Origin of the sequence: Chroococcidiopsis sp. (genome assembly GCF_051657925.1) — a bacterium.
Lineage (GTDB): Bacteria > Cyanobacteriota > Cyanobacteriia > Cyanobacteriales > Chroococcidiopsidaceae > Chroococcidiopsis.
The window spans coordinates 1-16870 of the sequence record NZ_JBOFLP010000252.1 but is presented as its reverse complement, the minus strand read 5'-3'; the positions used below and the strand labels follow the sequence as shown (position 1 = coordinate 16870).

General features: G+C 42.8%; 10 protein-coding genes. 5 read left to right on the top strand and 5 right to left on the bottom strand.

The features are described from left to right. Positions 1-115: 115 nt before the first annotated feature. From ACRC32_RS20740 to ACRC32_RS20730, 3 genes are all read right to left on the bottom strand, one after another. Complete coding sequence (locus tag ACRC32_RS20740) at positions 116-1066, bottom strand: ABC transporter permease (protein WP_438555747.1); 951 nt, start codon at positions 1064-1066, stop codon at positions 116-118. 158 nt (positions 1067-1224) lie between these two features. Next, a complete protein-coding gene (locus tag ACRC32_RS20735; RefSeq protein WP_438555746.1) occupies positions 1225-2346 on the bottom strand; it encodes a polyamine ABC transporter substrate-binding protein in 1122 nt (373 codons plus the stop codon). Further along, positions 2343-3488 (bottom strand): ABC transporter ATP-binding protein, encoded by a 1146-nt coding sequence (locus tag ACRC32_RS20730; protein WP_438555745.1) that lies wholly within the window; start codon positions 3486-3488, stop codon positions 2343-2345. Before ACRC32_RS20730 ends, ACRC32_RS20735 begins: the two co-directional genes overlap by 4 nt. A 217-nt stretch (positions 3489-3705) precedes the next feature. Here ACRC32_RS20730 and mrdA point away from each other — a divergent pair, with 217 nt between their 5' ends. Then, the gene (mrdA, locus tag ACRC32_RS20725) at positions 3706-5511 is read left to right on the top strand and encodes a penicillin-binding protein 2 (RefSeq protein WP_438555744.1); all 1806 of its coding nucleotides are present in this window, start codon (positions 3706-3708) and stop codon (positions 5509-5511) included. Between the two features lie 485 nt (positions 5512-5996). Further along, complete coding sequence (locus ACRC32_RS20720; protein ID WP_438555743.1) at positions 5997-6449, top strand: tetratricopeptide repeat protein; 453 nt, start codon at positions 5997-5999, stop codon at positions 6447-6449. A 90-nt stretch (positions 6450-6539) separates the two neighbouring features. Here the strand turns inward: ACRC32_RS20720 and ACRC32_RS20715 are convergent, their stop codons facing one another. Continuing rightward, complete coding sequence (locus ACRC32_RS20715) at positions 6540-7364, bottom strand: zinc-dependent peptidase (RefSeq protein WP_438555742.1); 825 nt, start codon at positions 7362-7364, stop codon at positions 6540-6542. A gap of 216 nt (positions 7365-7580) precedes the next feature. Here ACRC32_RS20715 and ACRC32_RS20710 point away from each other — a divergent pair, with 216 nt between their 5' ends. From ACRC32_RS20710 to ilvA, 3 genes are all read left to right on the top strand, one after another. Continuing rightward, a complete protein-coding gene (locus ACRC32_RS20710) occupies positions 7581-10475 on the top strand; it encodes an ATP-binding protein (protein ID WP_438555741.1) in 2895 nt (964 codons plus the stop codon). After that, positions 10472-12316, top strand: coding sequence for a two-component system response regulator (locus ACRC32_RS20705; protein ID WP_438555740.1), 1845 nt, complete (start codon positions 10472-10474; stop codon positions 12314-12316). Before ACRC32_RS20710 ends, ACRC32_RS20705 begins: the two co-directional genes overlap by 4 nt. Before the next feature lie 127 nt (positions 12317-12443). Beyond that, entirely contained in the window at positions 12444-13955 is a 1512-nt protein-coding gene (ilvA, locus tag ACRC32_RS20700; RefSeq protein ID WP_438555739.1) for a threonine ammonia-lyase, biosynthetic, read from the top strand. 5 nt (positions 13956-13960) lie between these two features. Here the strand turns inward: ilvA and ACRC32_RS20695 are convergent. Then, positions 13961-16870: alpha-2-macroglobulin family protein (locus tag ACRC32_RS20695; RefSeq protein ID WP_438555738.1), on the bottom strand; the 2910-nt coding region annotated here is incomplete at its 5' end.

The following is a 16870-nucleotide window of genomic DNA, read 5'->3' as shown; positions in this document are numbered from 1 at the left end:
CGCCATCGCTTAAATTTAATATTTTTGGAGTTAATCTTGCCACACCTCGATTCCTTACTATTTAGCCACAACAGCTTTTCAGCTTGCTATTTATTCTCCCATCATTATGGTCTATTTATTTCTGCCGAACTGTACTAGTCACTGAATTAGAATTATTCCCGCCGTATTTAATTAATAGCGCGATCGCAATACTCACAGCTAGTACCAACACCATACTTAACGCCGAACCAAATCCCCAGTTCTGGGTTGCGCCCAAAAACTGGTTATAAATTAACCTAGCGATTGTCATACTGGATGCACCACCGAGTAACTCTGGAGCAATGAAATCACCAATTGCCGTAATGAACACTAACAGCGAACCTGCGGCAATTCCTGGTAAAGTTTGGGGGACAGTTACCTTCCAAAAGGTTTCAGCGGGATTTGCCCCTAAATCTGCGGCTGCTTCTAGTAACCTCCGGTCTAATCTTTCTAGAGAAGCGTAAAGAATCAAGACCATATAAGGCAGCAAATTGTAACTCAAGCCAATCAAAACTGCCGTACTGCTATTGTGAATCTGGAGGCTGGGTAAACCAATACTATTAAGCAAAGAGTTCAGCACGCCTGTAGGTCGCAAAATCGTAATCCAGGCATAAGAACGCAGTAAAGAGGATGTCCACAGGGGTAAGACAAAACCCAATAAAAGTAGAGTCCGCCAGCGTTGAGGAGTCAATAAAGCAATCCAGTAGGCGACGGGAAATCCTAATAACAAGCAAATAATAGTACTAGCGCTAGCTAAAAATAGCGATCGCCCCATCACTCCCATATACAGGGGTTGAAATACCTGAATATAGTTATCTACACCACTAGGATTGACGATATTTCCTGGGCGAAACCCCGGCACTAAACTCAACTCAAAAATAATCAGTGTTGGTAGTACCAGCAACAATATCAACCAAATTCCAGCCGGAGTTAGAAAAATCGTCGGTTCTAGCCAATTCCACCAACGAGGATGTTTCGGTGGTAGCGGTGGTTCGGCATCCTGACTCGACGTTACATCGAGTTGAAGTGGTGACTTTTTTACAGGCACAGTTTGTAGAAGGGAGTAGGGAGTAGGGAATAGGGAGTAGGGGTTAGAAATGAGATCTAACAACTACCAATGACCAATGACCAACGATCGATAACTATTCATACTTCATCTTTCTTCCTTCTTCCTTCTTCCTTCATAGTTTCCTAATTTCCGATTCCCTAGCTGCTAGTTAGTTGTGTCCAGTAGCGATCGTAAACTGCATCAAAATCTCCTAAGGGGGAAATGCGTTCGCATTTATTTAAGACCGATTCTGGAGGAAACAAATTGGTATCTTGGCGCAGCTGAGTTGGTAACTGTTCTAATGCAACTTGATTGGGAATGGCAACGGTTTGTCGCTGGCAAATTTCTGCTGCTACCGTAGGTTCCAAGTTGTAATTGAGCCAAGCGTATGCAGCATCGAGATTGGGTGCGGTTTTGGGAATGGCGATCGTATCCGTCCACAAAGACGTGCCACTGGCAGGAATGATGTATCTGAGATTGGGGTTTTCCTGAGAAATTTTAATTCCATCAGTGGAATATGCCATCGCTAACACTAAATCTCCGGCGAGGATTTGACTGCGCCAAGCATCGGTATCAAATGCAGCAATACTAGGTTTGAGTTCTCGTAACTTCTCGTAAGCCTGTTTAATTTGCGACTCATCTTTGGAATTATAGGAATAACCCAACATTCGTAGAGTTGCGCCCATGACTTCCCGCACGTCATCAATTAAAGTCATGCGTCCTGACAATTGCCGACTATTTTTCCACAAATATTCCCAATCTGTAGGTGGTTCTTTTAACTGCTGGGTATTGTAAACAAATCCAGTTGTTCCCCAACTCATGGGAATACTGTGACGATTTTGCGGATCGTAAGTCGGATTTTGAAACTGAGGGGCAAGTCGGTCTAAACCTTGGAGGCGCGAACGGTCGAGTTCGTGGAGCATTCCCATTTCTATCATTCGCCTTACCATATAATCGCTAGGATAGATGATGCTGTAATTTCCTCCTCCTCCCGCTTGTAACTTTGCCAGCATTGCTTCGTTTGATTCGTAGATGTCCGCAACGACTGGTACTTTGAACTGAGCAGTAAAGTTTTTAATTAGTTTGTCATCTGTATACTGCGACCAGGTATAGACAAATAACTTGTCTGTTGGACTTGCTGGTGCTGTTTCCCGTTGGACTCCTCCCTGTCTCCAGCCACAACGGGTGAAAGCAAGTCCAGAAATTGCTGCTACTGAGATGTGAATAAATCTGCGTCTCGATCGCGAAAATCTTTGTACTGGCTGATGGTTTGTGTTCATTCGCTTCCACTGGCTTTTAAAGCTATACAGTCACGAGTCGCCCAACGAACGTAGATCGGTATATCAGTGTCTGATAAAGTGTTGCCTGTATTTGGTTGTAAGACTTTAATGCGATCGCCCGAGTCTAATTCTACTAAGTAGTGAACGTGAGTTCCCAGGTACATGACGTGTAGTAGTCTACCAGCAAAACAATTCGTGCGAATAGTAGGACGTTCCAAGCTCAACTCGATTTTTTCTGGACGCACGCTTACCATCACTGGAGCAGAAGTTGCCGTCGGTTCTGTATAGTCATGTCTTTGCACGACAATTTTTAATCCCTTCTGACTATCAACCTGGAGAGTCGAGCGATCGCTATGCACGATTTTCCCGGCTAATAAGTTAGTATCGCCGATGAAATCGGCTACAAATGCCGTACTTGGATGTTCGTAGATTTCTTTGGGAGAACCAATTTGTTCGATCTTGCCACGATGCATCACAGCAATGCGGTCTGATAAAGCAAGGGCTTCTTTTTGGTCGTGGGTGACAAAGATAAAAGTCACGCCCAAATTTTGATGCAGATTGGATAATTCTACCTGCATTTCCTGACGGAGTTTCAAATCGAGTGCTGCTAAAGGCTCATCTAACAACACGACTGCCGGACGATTGACTAATGCCCTTGCCAAAGCAACTCGCTGCTGCTGTCCGCCTGAGAGTTGGGCAGGAAAGCGCGATCGCATCGTCTCCATCTTTACTAATTTGAGTGCGGCTTCCACGCGGCTATTCAGTTCCACCCGCGAGAGTTTTTGCAACCGCAACCCAAAAGCAATGTTATCCCACACATTTAAGTGGTTAAACAAAGCATAGCTTTGAAATACAGTATTGACGGGGCGACGATAGGGCGGAACGCGATTCATCTGTTCACCCTGAATCAATATCTTTCCCGCGTCCGCTCGTTCAAATCCAGCAATTAAACGTAACGTTGTCGTTTTGCCACAACCAGAGGGACCGAGAATACTAAAAAATTCTCCTCGACGAATATTTACGTCGATCCCGTTTACGGCTAATTCTTGATGAAAAAACTTATAGACGTTTTGCAGCTCAACGTCAAGCAGCGATGCACCGACTTTTCCCCCTGTATACCGTGTTGCAGTTCGAGCCGTCATCCGTATTGTCCCAGGTAATATATTTTATCTTCCAGTCTGCACGGTATTTTGTCGAACTGCCAATAAATTTACTTGTTCCCGCTATTAGCTGAGCGAACGCTCACTCCAATTGATTAAAATGAGATCGATGAAGGCTGCTTTGTCTGAGCGCGATCGCCTCAGTTGTGGGTAACTTAGATCTTAAATGCTACCGCGCCAATATCGTAAATCCCACCCCATGAAAATCATTTATCCCGCCTATGGCAGCAAGACGAAAACGACCCGCACTGTCGGGCGTAGTTTCCAAGCCTTAGTGTTAATGCTAGGGATTACTGTTGCCATGTTTGGTGGGATTGGCAGTCGGCTGGCATATTTACAGCTCGTTGAAGGGACTCGCAATCGGCAATTGGCGGACAATAACCGAATTCGATTGATTCCCAAACAGCCAGAACGGGGTAGTATCTTCGATCGCAAAGGCAGAATTTTAGCAACTAGTCGTCTGTCTCATTCCGTTTACATTTGGCCTATGGCTCCCCAAAAACCGGAATGGGATAGTACTAAACAACGCCTTGCCCAAATTTTACAAATGCCAGCCGCCGAAATTCAACAACGCATGGATAAAGCCGGGGTAAATTCTCCTAGCTTAATTCGGATGGCACGAGATATTAACCCCGCCCAAATAACGGCTTTGGCAGAATACAAAAATCAATTAAAAGATGTAGAAGTTTACATCGAACCGATTCGTAGTTATCCCAACGGTCAAATCGCCGCCCACATTCTCGGTTATACAGGCGAGATGAATGACAATACATTAGCTGAAAAACGTAAAGAAGGCTATCGCCTCGGAGATGTCATCGGACAAATGGGGGTAGAAGCAGCCTTTGAAAAGCAACTGCGGGGTGAATGGGGCGGACAACAGGTAGAAGTTGACGGGAAAGGTAGGGTTTTACGATATTTAGGCGATAAAAAGGCAAGATCGGGTCAGAACATTCATTTAACGATCGATCTAGAGTTACAAAAAGCCGCCGAAAAAACTTTGGGCGATCGCCAAGGGGCGATCGTTGCCCTCGACCCCCGTACTGGGGGAGTATTAGCAATGGTGAGTCGTCCTACCTTCGACCCCAACGTATTTTCTAAACGCATCACCCCCGCCGTGTGGCGCAGCCTGCAAAAGAAAGATCATCCCTTTGTCAACCGCGCCTTAAGAGGTTTCCCCCCTGCAAGTACGTTCAAAATCATCACCGCTACCGCTGGCTTGGAATCAGGGAAGTTTTCGCCTAAAACGCGATTGCAAACCTATGGTTGCATGAACATTGGTGGTACGCGATTCTGCGATTGGAATCTTGCCGGATTTGGCGTACTCGATTTTCCTGGGGCGTTGGCTTGGAGTAGCGATACATTTTTCTATCAAATCGGTCGGGGAATTGGCGGACCAACTCTGATTGAATGGACGCGGAAATTTGGGTTTGGGCGCAAAACGGGCATTGAACTCGCACCAGAAGAAGCAAAAGGGTTAGTTGCGGATGATAAATGGAAGCGAGCCAACTATGACTTACCTTGGAAGGTGGGCGACACGGTAAATATGTCCATCGGTCAAGGGTTTTTGCAAGTTTCTCCCTTGCAAGTTGCCGTGATGTTCGCCGTTCCTGCTAGTGGTGGCTACCGCATCAAACCGCACTTGCTGCGAGATAACGAGGAAGCGAAAAAGTGGCGGGAGTCTTTAAATATCAAACCAAGCACCGTGCAAACCGTCCGCCAAGGACTGCGACAAGTCGTAGCTAGCGGAACGGGTAGGGCGTTGAGTTCTCCTACCATTCCCCCTGCTGCTGGTAAAAGCGGTACGGCGGAGACTTATAAGAAGAAATCTCACACTTGGTTTGGCGGTTACGCCCCGTACAATAAGCCAGAAATTGTGGTCGTAGCGTTTGCCGAACACTCTGGTGGTGGCGGCGGAAAGATTTGCGCTCCAATGGTATTAAAGGTTATGGAAGCTTATTTTCACGGGCAGAAGGCGAAGGGAGAAGTCGTAAGTCGTAAGTCGTAAGTCGGAATTAACTTGCCTCTTGTCTGACTCACAGATAACTGATTCACTACTCACCATATGTATGGATACGAACAGACGATCTGTCTATCATATGCTGAGTTTTTGGATATTTTTGTCAGTACTGAAAGATTTGAGAGTTAGTTTATAGACATTTAGATAAAGCTTTTTTAAGTATCGAAACGATTTATGCTAAAAATCTCGATACACAAGTTAAAATTCTTTTTGGAATGAACGCGGTGTTACTGTAAATGTTGAGTATATGAGTTCCACTCGGGCATTGGATAGGTGATAGTTGCGATCGCTCTTTAACAAAAGTTCATAGTGGTTTCAGTATTTTCTCTAAACTTGACAGAGAGAAAATGAAATATGTTGATTTTATGTAACGAAAAGCACTTTTTTGATGTTTGAGCTGAACCTTGAGATGCAAATATAAGTACTCACTGTTTTGTTAAAAACTCCAAACACGCATTTACTAAACAACTTTTATGACCGCAACGACTAATAACAAATTGAACTCGATTGATGAATTTCCATCTGCTGTTGAAGTTGCTAAGATTTGGCAGCAAAAAGGGACTCAGTTAGCCAATTTAGGTAAATATACAGAAGCATTGAATTACCTAAATCGAGCCATAACAATTTATGAGGACAATCCTACCGCTTTAGTGATGCGGGCAGTTGTACTGATTCATTTAGGACAAAATGAAGCAGCGCTAACAGATTGCGATCGCGCTTTGACAATTAACCCTAAAGACAAACAGGCTTGGTTATTTAAAGGCGTAGCTTTAAATTATTTAGGGCGTTACGAGCAGTGTTATGCTAGCTACGATCGCGCCTTGGGAATCGAACGGCGATCGCTTGTTTACAGATTAGTACAAGTGTGGAAGGGCATTTTTGGTGTTGGTCGTTCTGACACCGCAGCTATGACTTCTTCCTCTTGAAAGCTAATAGGGTGCGTTAAATTAACGCACTTGAAAGGAATTTGGCTCATAGGGTGCGTTGTTTAACGCACCCTACAAATTGTCATAACCTTAAACCCACTGCACGGGATCGAGTTGATAATAACTTTGCAATAATTCGTAAAGTGCTGAATGCTGTTTCTGTAATTGGTGTGGTTTTTCAAAAAAAGTTTCTGTAGCGACGGCAAAAAACTCGGCTGGATTTGTCGTTCCATAGCTATCCATAACAGTTTTTCTACCTCGTTGTACGTCATGACAAAGTTGCTGATACGCTGCTGTCATCACCTGCATCCAAATCGGATAATCTAATTTTCGTGACAAAATGGGTACGCCTTCAGCTTCACCATCTTCCTGGTCTAACTGATGGGCAAACTCATGCAGTACGATATTGCGACCATCTTGCCAGTTACGAGTATCGTATTGTACCTGTTCCCAAGATAAGACTAATTGGTCATTCGTCCAAGACTCTCCCAATCTTGCCACGCGCTTTTCTTCTACAATATAACTTCCAGTTTTTGTGATTTCATTGACAAAATATGTCCTGGGATAGATGAAAATAGAGCGCAATTTTGGAAAGTATTCGTCTCTTTCATTGAGTAAAAGTAAACAAGCAACAGCAGCGATCGTTATTTTCATTTCTTCTGTCACTAGTAAACCATTACAACCAATAAATTGTTTTTCTGCTAAGAATACTTGAATGTGTCCTTGCAAGCGCTGGCGATCGCCTTTGGAAAGACAATAATAAATTGGTAAATTATTTTCAATTACTGCATTCCACAGTATAGGAAAAGGAAGCTGCTTATAGTGACGGCGACGTTTTTTTATTAGAATAGGATGAATGAAAATCGCAGCAATAATGAAGGCGATCGCGATTATAATAGTTAGTGTTTCTATCATAAAGGTACAACAGTAGTCTCAGTTCTTGCATTTTCAATTCTTTCAAATAACCTAACCATACATTAATTATTTTTAGAAAAAATAGTATTTAATTACACAAATAGATAGATATCGCATCTTACTCTGACTAATGTTATTCTAGGAACATTTTTGGGTGATTTAAAGCTAGAAAGTTCATTTCAGCAATTTTGATGCTCGTACTCTCAGTGGATAACTATGAAATTGTTTAGCCCAATCGCATCACCACAAGAGCAAGATATTTCCAGAGCTAAAAGCTTTAGAGGACTGCCACTACGATTAGTCTTGGTATTACCTTTTGTGTTACAAATTGCTGGTGCGGTAGGGTTAGTAGGCTACCTTTCTTTTAAAAACGGTCAGCAAGCAGTTAACGTTCTTGTCGATCGCTTGATGGATAAAAGTAGTTACCTAGTGTCCGAACATCTCAATAATTATTTAAAAACTCCTCAAAAACTTAATCAAGTTAATTTTAATGCGATTGAGCTAGGATTATTAGATTTAAAAGACTTTAAAACCGCAGGGCATTATTTTTGGAAACAACTACAAACTTATCCAAACATAACTTACAGTGGCTATGCCCTGACCACAGGAGAATTTACTGCTGCTGGAAGATTTCTAGCAGGACAGGGAGTTACCATAGATGAACTTTCACCTGCTACCAGTTGGAAAAACTACACTTATGCTACAGATAGTCAAGGTAATCGTAATAAACTAGTAGCAGTATACGATGACTACGAACCTCTCACAGAAACTTGGTATAAGGATGCAGTTAAAGCAGGAAAACCAACATGGAGTTCAGTAGCTAACTGGGACGGCGAAGATTTAGCTGGATACATATCTCTTAACGCCACTAGACCCATTTATAATAATAAAAAGCAACTTGTCGGTGTCATTGGAGTCGAGCTACTTTTAGATAGTATTAGTAATTTTTTACAGCAATTAAAAATTAGCTCGTCAGCCAAAACTTTTATTATTGAGCGCGATGGTTTACTGATTGCCTCCTCTAGTACGAAAAAACCTTTTACCCTAGTTAATGGCGTAGCTAAAAGACTTAGCGCCCTCGATAGCAATGACGCTCAAATTCAAGCAACAGCCAAGTATTTAAACCAAAATTTCGGTAATTTTCAAAGAATTAAAGGCGAACAAAAACTCCATTTTAAATTACAAGACGAACTTCAGTTCGTTCGCGTAGTCCCTTGGCAAGATGAATTTGGTTTGAATTGGTTAGTCGTAACTACCATACCCGAATCAGATTTCATGGCACAAATTCATGCCAACAATCAGATCACATTTTTTCTCTGTCTCATAGCATTATTAGTAGCGGTTTGGTTGGGGTTATTGACTTCTCGTTGGATTACTTTACCAATTCTACGTTTGAGTAAAGCCTCTGCGGCGATCGCTCAAGGAGATTTAAACCAACACGTAGAAGTCAAAAGTATCGTTGAACTAGGAGTATTGTCGCGTTCCTTCAATGAGATGACGCAACAATTACAAGCATCTTTTGCTAATTTAGCTCGAACCAATCAAGAACTCGATCGCAAAAACCGGGAATTTGTCCGAGTCAACGAGCAATTGGATAAGGCGAATCAAGAATTAGCAACAGCTAACGATGAACTAGAACTGCGGGTTGAGAAAAGAACTATAGAACTACTACATGCTAAAAACGCGGCAGAATTAGCTAATCGCGCTAAAAGTGAATTTCTAGCAAACATGAGTCACGAACTACGGACTCCTCTTAACGCCATCCTCGGTTTTTCCCAACTGATGAATCGAGAAACTTCTTTAAGCAATCGGCAACAGGAAAATCTCAGAATTATCAATCGTAGTGGCGAACATTTACTCTCGCTGATCAATGACATATTAGATTTAGCCAAAATTGAGTCAGGAAAAATGACTCTCTATTCCACTGACTTTGACTTATATGTCTTATTAGAATCGATTAAAGAGATGTTGACACTCCGAGCAGAATCTAAAGGTTTACAGTTGACAATTGAGTGCAGCAAAAATCTCCCTCAATATATTAAAACTGACGACAAAAAACTACGGCAAGTGCTGATTAATTTATTGGGTAATGCAATTAAATTTACTTCAGTTGGTAGCGTCACTCTACGAGTAGAATTAGCAGGCGATCGACAACCAATAATTAACGACCAACAACCAATAACCATTCATTTTGAAGTTGCCGACACTGGCGTAGGTATTGCACCTACAGAAATCAATAGTGTATTTGAAGTTTTTGTGCAAACAGACATAGGCAAGCAATCTCAACAAGGCACTGGTTTAGGCTTACCTATTGCTAAAAGGTTTGTCGAATTGATGGGAGGAAAGATTACTGTTAGTTCCGAACTAGGAAAAGGTACAGTTTTTCAATTTTATATCCAAGCTTTAGCAAGCGAAACTAGCAAAATTGTCGGACAGAAAATAACTCGAAGAGTTATTGGACTCCAACCAAACCAACAGGAATATCGAATCTTAGTAGTAGACGATCGCTGGGAGAATCGCCAGCTTTTACTAAAATTATTACAACCAATTGGTTTCCAAGTTAAAGAAGCAGTTAACGGACAAGAAGCAATCAAAATATGGCAGCAATGGCAACCGCATTTGATTTGGATGGACATGCGAATGCCAGTCATGAACGGTTATGAGGCAACTCAAAAGATTAAATCGCATCTTCAAGGACAAGCTACTGCAATTATTGCTCTTACCGCTAGCACTTTTGAAGAAGAAAAAGCAGTTATTCTTTCGACTGGTTGCGATGATTTTGTCCGCAAACCTTTTCATGAAGAAGTCATTTTTGACAAAATGACTCAATTTTTAGGCGTACGGTATATATATGAAGAGATCTACTCTAAAAATATTTCTGAAGCTTCAACTGTTGAAAAGTTGACGGCTGAAGCTTTAGCAGTTATGTCGAATGAATGGCTGATGAACCTCTCAGAAGCTGCGGCTTTGATTGACGAAGAACAAATTGCTCAATTAGTGTCTCAAATCCCAGCAGAATATCAAGCATTAGCTCAATCTATTCAACAAGAAGTTAAAGAATTTGATTTTGACCGGATTATGAATTTCGCTCAAGCCGCAGCTAGTTTATGAATAAAGCTCAGTTAAGTCATAATTATGTCAATATTTTAGTTGTTGACGATACTCCCGATAACTTAAGGATTTTATCTACAGCTTTAATAGAACGAGGTTATAAAGTTCGCTGCGCTAAAAATGGTGCTATGGCATTAATTACAGCCAAAAAAGATCCGCCTCATCTCATCTTGTTAGATATTAAAATGCCAGAGATGGATGGATATGAAGTCTGCGAGAAACTGAAATCAGATTCTTCAACTGATAATATTCCCGTAATTTTCCTAAGTGCGCTGGATGATGTTTTCGATAAAGTCAAAGGTTTTGCAGTTGGTGGGGTAGACTATATCACAAAGCCATTTCAAATTGAAGAAGTCGTAGTTCGCATCCAACATCAATTAGCCTTGCAAGCAGCAAAAGCAGAAATTTGTCAATTAAATCTTGAGCTAGAACAAAAAGTTCGACAAAGAACTATACAATTAGAAGAAGTTATTAACCAAAGAGATCGAGAAATTGCCGAGCATAAACAAACCCAAGAAAGACTATTTTATCAAGCTTTACACGATGCTCTGACAGGTTTACCCAATCGAACTTTATTTATGGAGCATCTGCAAAAAGCTCTACATCGTATTATCAGAAATAAAGATTATTTGTGTGCCGTTTTATTTATCGATCTCGATCGCTTCAAAATTATTAATGATAGTTGGGGACATGCTGTTGGCGATCGCCTATTAATTGCTATCTCTCATATCCTAAAAGAATGCTCGCGCGAGGTTGATACTGTGGCGCGTTTGAGTGGAGATGAGTTTACTATTCTATTAGAAGATCTACAAGATATTCAAGACGCGATCGCAATTGCCGAACGATTGTTAGAGAAACTCACTGCTCCAATTTATTTAGGTGAATGTAAAGTCTATATTGGTGCTAGTATTGGTATTGTTTTTGGTTCGGTAGCTTATCAAACTGTCAATGAGTTGCTGCGGGATGCCGATATTGCGATGTATCGCGCCAAAGCTTTAGGAAAAGGGCGTTATGCAGTCTTCGATCGCGAAATGTACGATCGAGTGTTGCATCTTTCACAAATAGAAATAGACTTGCGTTGTGCATTGGAACGGCAAGAATTTCTATTACATTATCAACCAATTATCTCTGTCACAACCGGGGAATTGACAGGTTTTGAAGCTTTATTGCGCTGGCAACATCCAAAAATGGGATTGATCGATCCAGGAAATTTTATTGAGATCGCCGAAGAGACTGGCTTAATTGTACCGATCGGTGAATGGATTTTACAGGAAGCCTGCCAACAGTTATGTGCTTGGCAACAAAAATTTGCTACTGCTACATCTTTATATATCAGCGTCAATCTTTCCAGCAAGCAAATTCAGCAATTCGATCTGGTCGAGAAATTAGTTAAAATTCTAGATTTTACTGGTTTAGATGGAAAAAATCTCAAGTTAGAACTGACTGAAACTATGCTGATGGATCGAGGAGAAAAAACGATCGAACTTCTCTTCCAAATTAAAGAGCAAAACATTCAACTCAGTATTGATGATTTTGGTACGGGATATTCCTCTTTAAGTTATTTACACCGTTTTCCAATAGATGCACTGAAAATCGATCGCTCTTTTGTTAGTCCGATTGACGCGGAAGGAAAGAATTGTGAAATAGTGAGGACAATTATTACTCTAGCTCACACTTTAGGAATTAAAGCGATCGCCGAAGGAGTAGAAACATCTCATCAACTAACTGTATTAAAAAAGTTGGGGTGTGACGAAGCGCAAGGGTATTTCTTTGGTATGCCCGTCAACTTTCAGCTAGCAGAAGCGATCTTAACTAAACATTCTCATGTTAATTCTTTGTGACTACGCCGCCGAAGATCCTCCCAACTTCCCTTATTAAGGGGGGCTAGGGGGGATCGAAGTCTGTGCAAAAACGGGGACGCAATGTAGCGTAAAATTATCCTCACATAGGTATTTGCTCGCCTCCCCCATGTATTGCGATTATCTCGTCCAAATTCTGACTGCCCGCGTCTACGATGTTGCCCAGGAATCTCCACTAGAATACGCTGCAAATCTCTCAACTCGAATAAACAACAAACTCCTGCTGAAGCGAGAGGATATGCAGTCAGTCTTTTCCTTCAAATTGCGGGGGGCTTATAACAAAATGGCACAACTGGCACCGGAGTTGTTAGCACAAGGTGTCATTGCTGCATCTGCTGGAAACCACGCCCAAGGAGTAGCGCTTGCTGCCCGCCACTTGGGAACTCGCGCTATTATCGTCATGCCCGTGACAACTCCCCAGGTGAAGATAAATGCAGTCAAATCTCATGGAGGAGAGGTTATATTGCATGGGAATACATATGATGATGCCTATACTCATGCCCGTCAATTAGAAGCCGAAAAAGGCATGACGTTCATTCATCCCTTTGACGATCCGTATGTGATTGCCGGACAAGGTACGATTGGGATGGAAATTTTACGACAGTGCCAACAACCAATTCATGCAATTTTTGTGGCAATTGGGGGTGGTGGTTTAATTTCGGGAATTGCGGCATACGTAAAAAGATTGCGCCCTGAAATCAAAATTATCGGCGTAGAACCCGTAGATGCTGATGCGATGTATCAGTCTCTTAAAGCTGGAAAAAGGGTAAGGTTGCCTCAAGTCGGCTTGTTTGCCGATGGGGTAGCGGTGCGGGAAGTCGGAGAAGAAACTTTTCGGTTGTGCCAGCAGTATGTCGATGACATCATTTTGGTGGATACAGATGATACTTGCGCCGCAATTAAAGACGTATTTGAAGATACGCGATCGATTTTAGAACCAGCTGGGGCATTAGCGATCGCGGCTGCTAAAACTTATGCAGAACGAGAACAAATTCAGGGACAAACTTTAGTCGCTGTCGCCTGCGGTGCTAATATGAATTTCGATCGCCTGCGGTTTGTTGCGGAACGTGCAGAGTTGGGCGAACGTCGGGAAGCTATCTTTGCCGTAACAATTCCCGAACAACGGGGCAGTCTAAGGAAGTTTTGCGAATGTATTGGCAAGCGCAATTTAACTGAGTTTAACTATCGGATTGCCGACGAAAAAGAAGCGCATATTTTTGTCGGCGTACAAATTGAAAATCGCGCCGATGCAGCCAAAATGGTAGCTAACTTTGAAGCGGCGGGGTTGAAAACCATTGACTTAACTGATGACGAACTGACAAAATTACACTTGCGGCACATGGTAGGCGGGCGTTCTTCCCTAGCTAGCAACGAATTACTCTATCGTTTTGAGTTTCCCGAACGTCCTGGGGCATTAATGCAATTTGTTGGTTCCATGAGTCCCAATTGGAATATTAGCTTGTTTCACTACCGCAACAACGGGGCAGACTACGGACGCGCCGTAGTGGGAATGCAAGTTCCGCCGCAGGAGATGGAACAGTGGCAAGCCTTTCTCGATACACTGGGATTGAATTATTGGGATGAAAGTCAAAATCCAGCGTATAAGTTGTTTTTAGGGTAGAAATCTCACTGCGAATCTTGAATTACTAATCGCGAGGAACTACAACGCCCAAATTCTTCTGGGGCATATTGTAAATGCGCTTCTGCACCAGACCAAAGGAACGTGCCTGGAGTGACCGATCGCACGAGATAATGGAGTTGATAGACTCCTGGTTCGAGTCTGTCACTGTAAGCTACCACGCGATCGCGGTATATTGTTTGATAGCCAATTTCCCAGCTATCTTGTTGCGATTGGAAGTAGGGCGTAGCGGTTTGGAAACTCGTATCTACAGCCTCAAATCCGGCGGGGAGAGGATCTGTAATTACGACTCGATCCACAGGGCGATCGCTAATTATTTCTAAACCTATATCAAACACTTGTCCGACTGGAACTGTCAAGGGTTCGGCAGGCGCATATAACCCAATTCGCCGCAATGCTTTTGTTTCATTAGCCGGACGAATTTCTCGCGTCACCCTGAGTCCGTTTAAGCGCCCTGGTTGTTCTCCCTGAAAGCGATAGCGATAGGCAAGTAGGTAGTGTAGCATCCCGCGACCGGATTTTTTCAAAGTTAGATTTAAATTTTTTTGCCCACGGGGTAGCTGAGTCATCGGTACGGAAATATCTACACTGGGTTTGCGATAGCCTGCAAATTGAGTCGCAGTTAAATTTTTTCCTCCCAGTTGCACGGTGGCAGTAAAGTTAGGTGGTGTGGGTTGTAGAGACTTTACATGTAACGTCTCTACCCGCATGTATTGCACTAAAGCAGCAAGTGCTTCAGCATTATCATAAGTTGTCTGCCAAGTTCCTTCTCTTCGCAATCCCAAAAGTCCTTGCAACAATCGAGCTAAAACTTCCGGCTTTGCCTTAGTATCGATAAATAATCGTAAGGCTTGGGCTTGACTTGTAGTAGGAGAATTCAACCACTGCCAACCGGAAGGTAAATTTACGACTGCACTGCGTCCAGTTTCATATACAATCTCTTGCAATTGATTCGTCAGAATTTTCGCCTCTTGCTGCCACTCTGGAAATAGATGCAGGTATCGTGCTAATTTAATTTTGGTAACGAGATCGAAGCGATCGCGTCCGTTATAAATATCGGCAAGAAAATCATTCTGTTTATTCCCTAATTCTGCTAATGCGATCGCTGCTTCTAAGCGTACTCGTTCTTTACAAGGCGACTCTTTACAAAAATCGTATTGACTGGGATTTGCTAAGAGTTTTTGCAAATATATTCTGAGCTGACGCACCATTTTAGCATCAATATCGAATCCTGCTGTTTGGGCTTGGGCAATTGCCTTTGCTGCATAAGGAGAAACAAAAGGATCTGATGTTTTCTCGCCAGGTAAGCTAGCAAAGCCGCCATCGGGTAACTGGAGTTTTTGCAATCGTTCTAAAGCTTTTGCTTGTTGACTGGGGTTGAAATCAGTTACAGTTTGCCCGTATTGTTGAGAAAGAATTTGTAAATTTGCCGCGATCGCAAGTTGACTGGCGGCTGGTTCTAAAAATGGCAGTTGTTCTTCGTCTAGAACTTGTTTGACTGAAGCGGTAATATTAGCAATTGGCGTACTTGCTAGGGAAATTTCTAATCCGCCGACATCGGGGACGACATTGTTATCTATATTTAAAGGAATGGAAGCGCGATCGCGCGTTACTCCCGACTTTACCACTTGTTCTGTTATTTCTAATGGTTTTACCTCCAAAGGCACGGCGAAAGCATCGGTCGTACCATTTAATTGCGTGGTAAATTTTACCGTTGCTTTACCCGAACGATTAGTGACAAAGGGGAAACGATAAGCACTTGTACCCGATTGCGCTTGTACGGGCGGGTTTTGTAGAATTTCTCTAGTTCTACCACCAACATTTTCGCTAAACCCGCCCTTACCAGAATTAGGATCGGCAAACTGTAAGGAACCATCTACAGCACCTTGGATTGCTAGCGTTCCCGATTGTCCTGTAGTATTGGTGACTGATAAACCCGCCTCAAAGCGATCGCCTATACGGGCAAACTGCGGCAGAATTGGATTAGATAATAACGGTTTAGTCGCAATAAACGTTTCTTCCCCATTTCCAAAACGCAAATCGCCATCGGTAGCAACCGCCATGACTCGCCAAGTTGTCAAATCATCGGGTAGAGTAAACGTGACTTTTGCCCTGCCACTGGCATCTGTCTGCACCGCACCATTGTAGTATGCTAGAGGTTGAAAGTTTGTCCGCACGCGGGTACTTGCCAATCCCGCCGAACTTCCGCCACCATAACCCCAACCTTTATCGAGGGGAGACGACAGGGGTGATAATACAACATTGGGACGATTATCGGCAAAGCGAGTAGAAATTGGTTGTTCGGCGTATACTGTTTGTACCAGATCTGGTGGTCGATAGCCGCTAAGTTGCAATACGGCTTCATTCACTACCATCACAGCAAACTGTCCTTGCAGGGGATTCCCTACTCCATCTTGTAATTGTAATTCAACAGTTTGTGCTTCACCAGGAGCAAGCGATCGCTTTTCGGGATTCACTTGCACTTTTAAATACTTATCCGCCAAATTAATCTTGAACGGTGCAAACCCAATTCTTACCAAATTTTCTAAACTTCCTGGTTCGACTTGAGATATGGGAGTACCTTGACGCACGAGTACCGCTTCGACTGCGGCGTTTGGTAACATATCTGCGGTGACTTGAAATTGAACTTGTGGCGCACCACCTTTAACCGGAATAATCGTGCGATACAGAGTATCGTGACGTACAACTGCCAAATACAACTCTGCTTCAGGATAGGGAGACTGAATTAATACCGTGGCTGTTTCCCCAGGTTGATAGCTATCCTTATCCAGTTTGAGTTCTAAGCGATTGTTAGTGTAGCGATCGCCCCAGTTTACCCCATTATCGCCTGTCGCCCAAATCTGCGTATCAGTGGCAGTGCTTTCGTTTTTCGCATT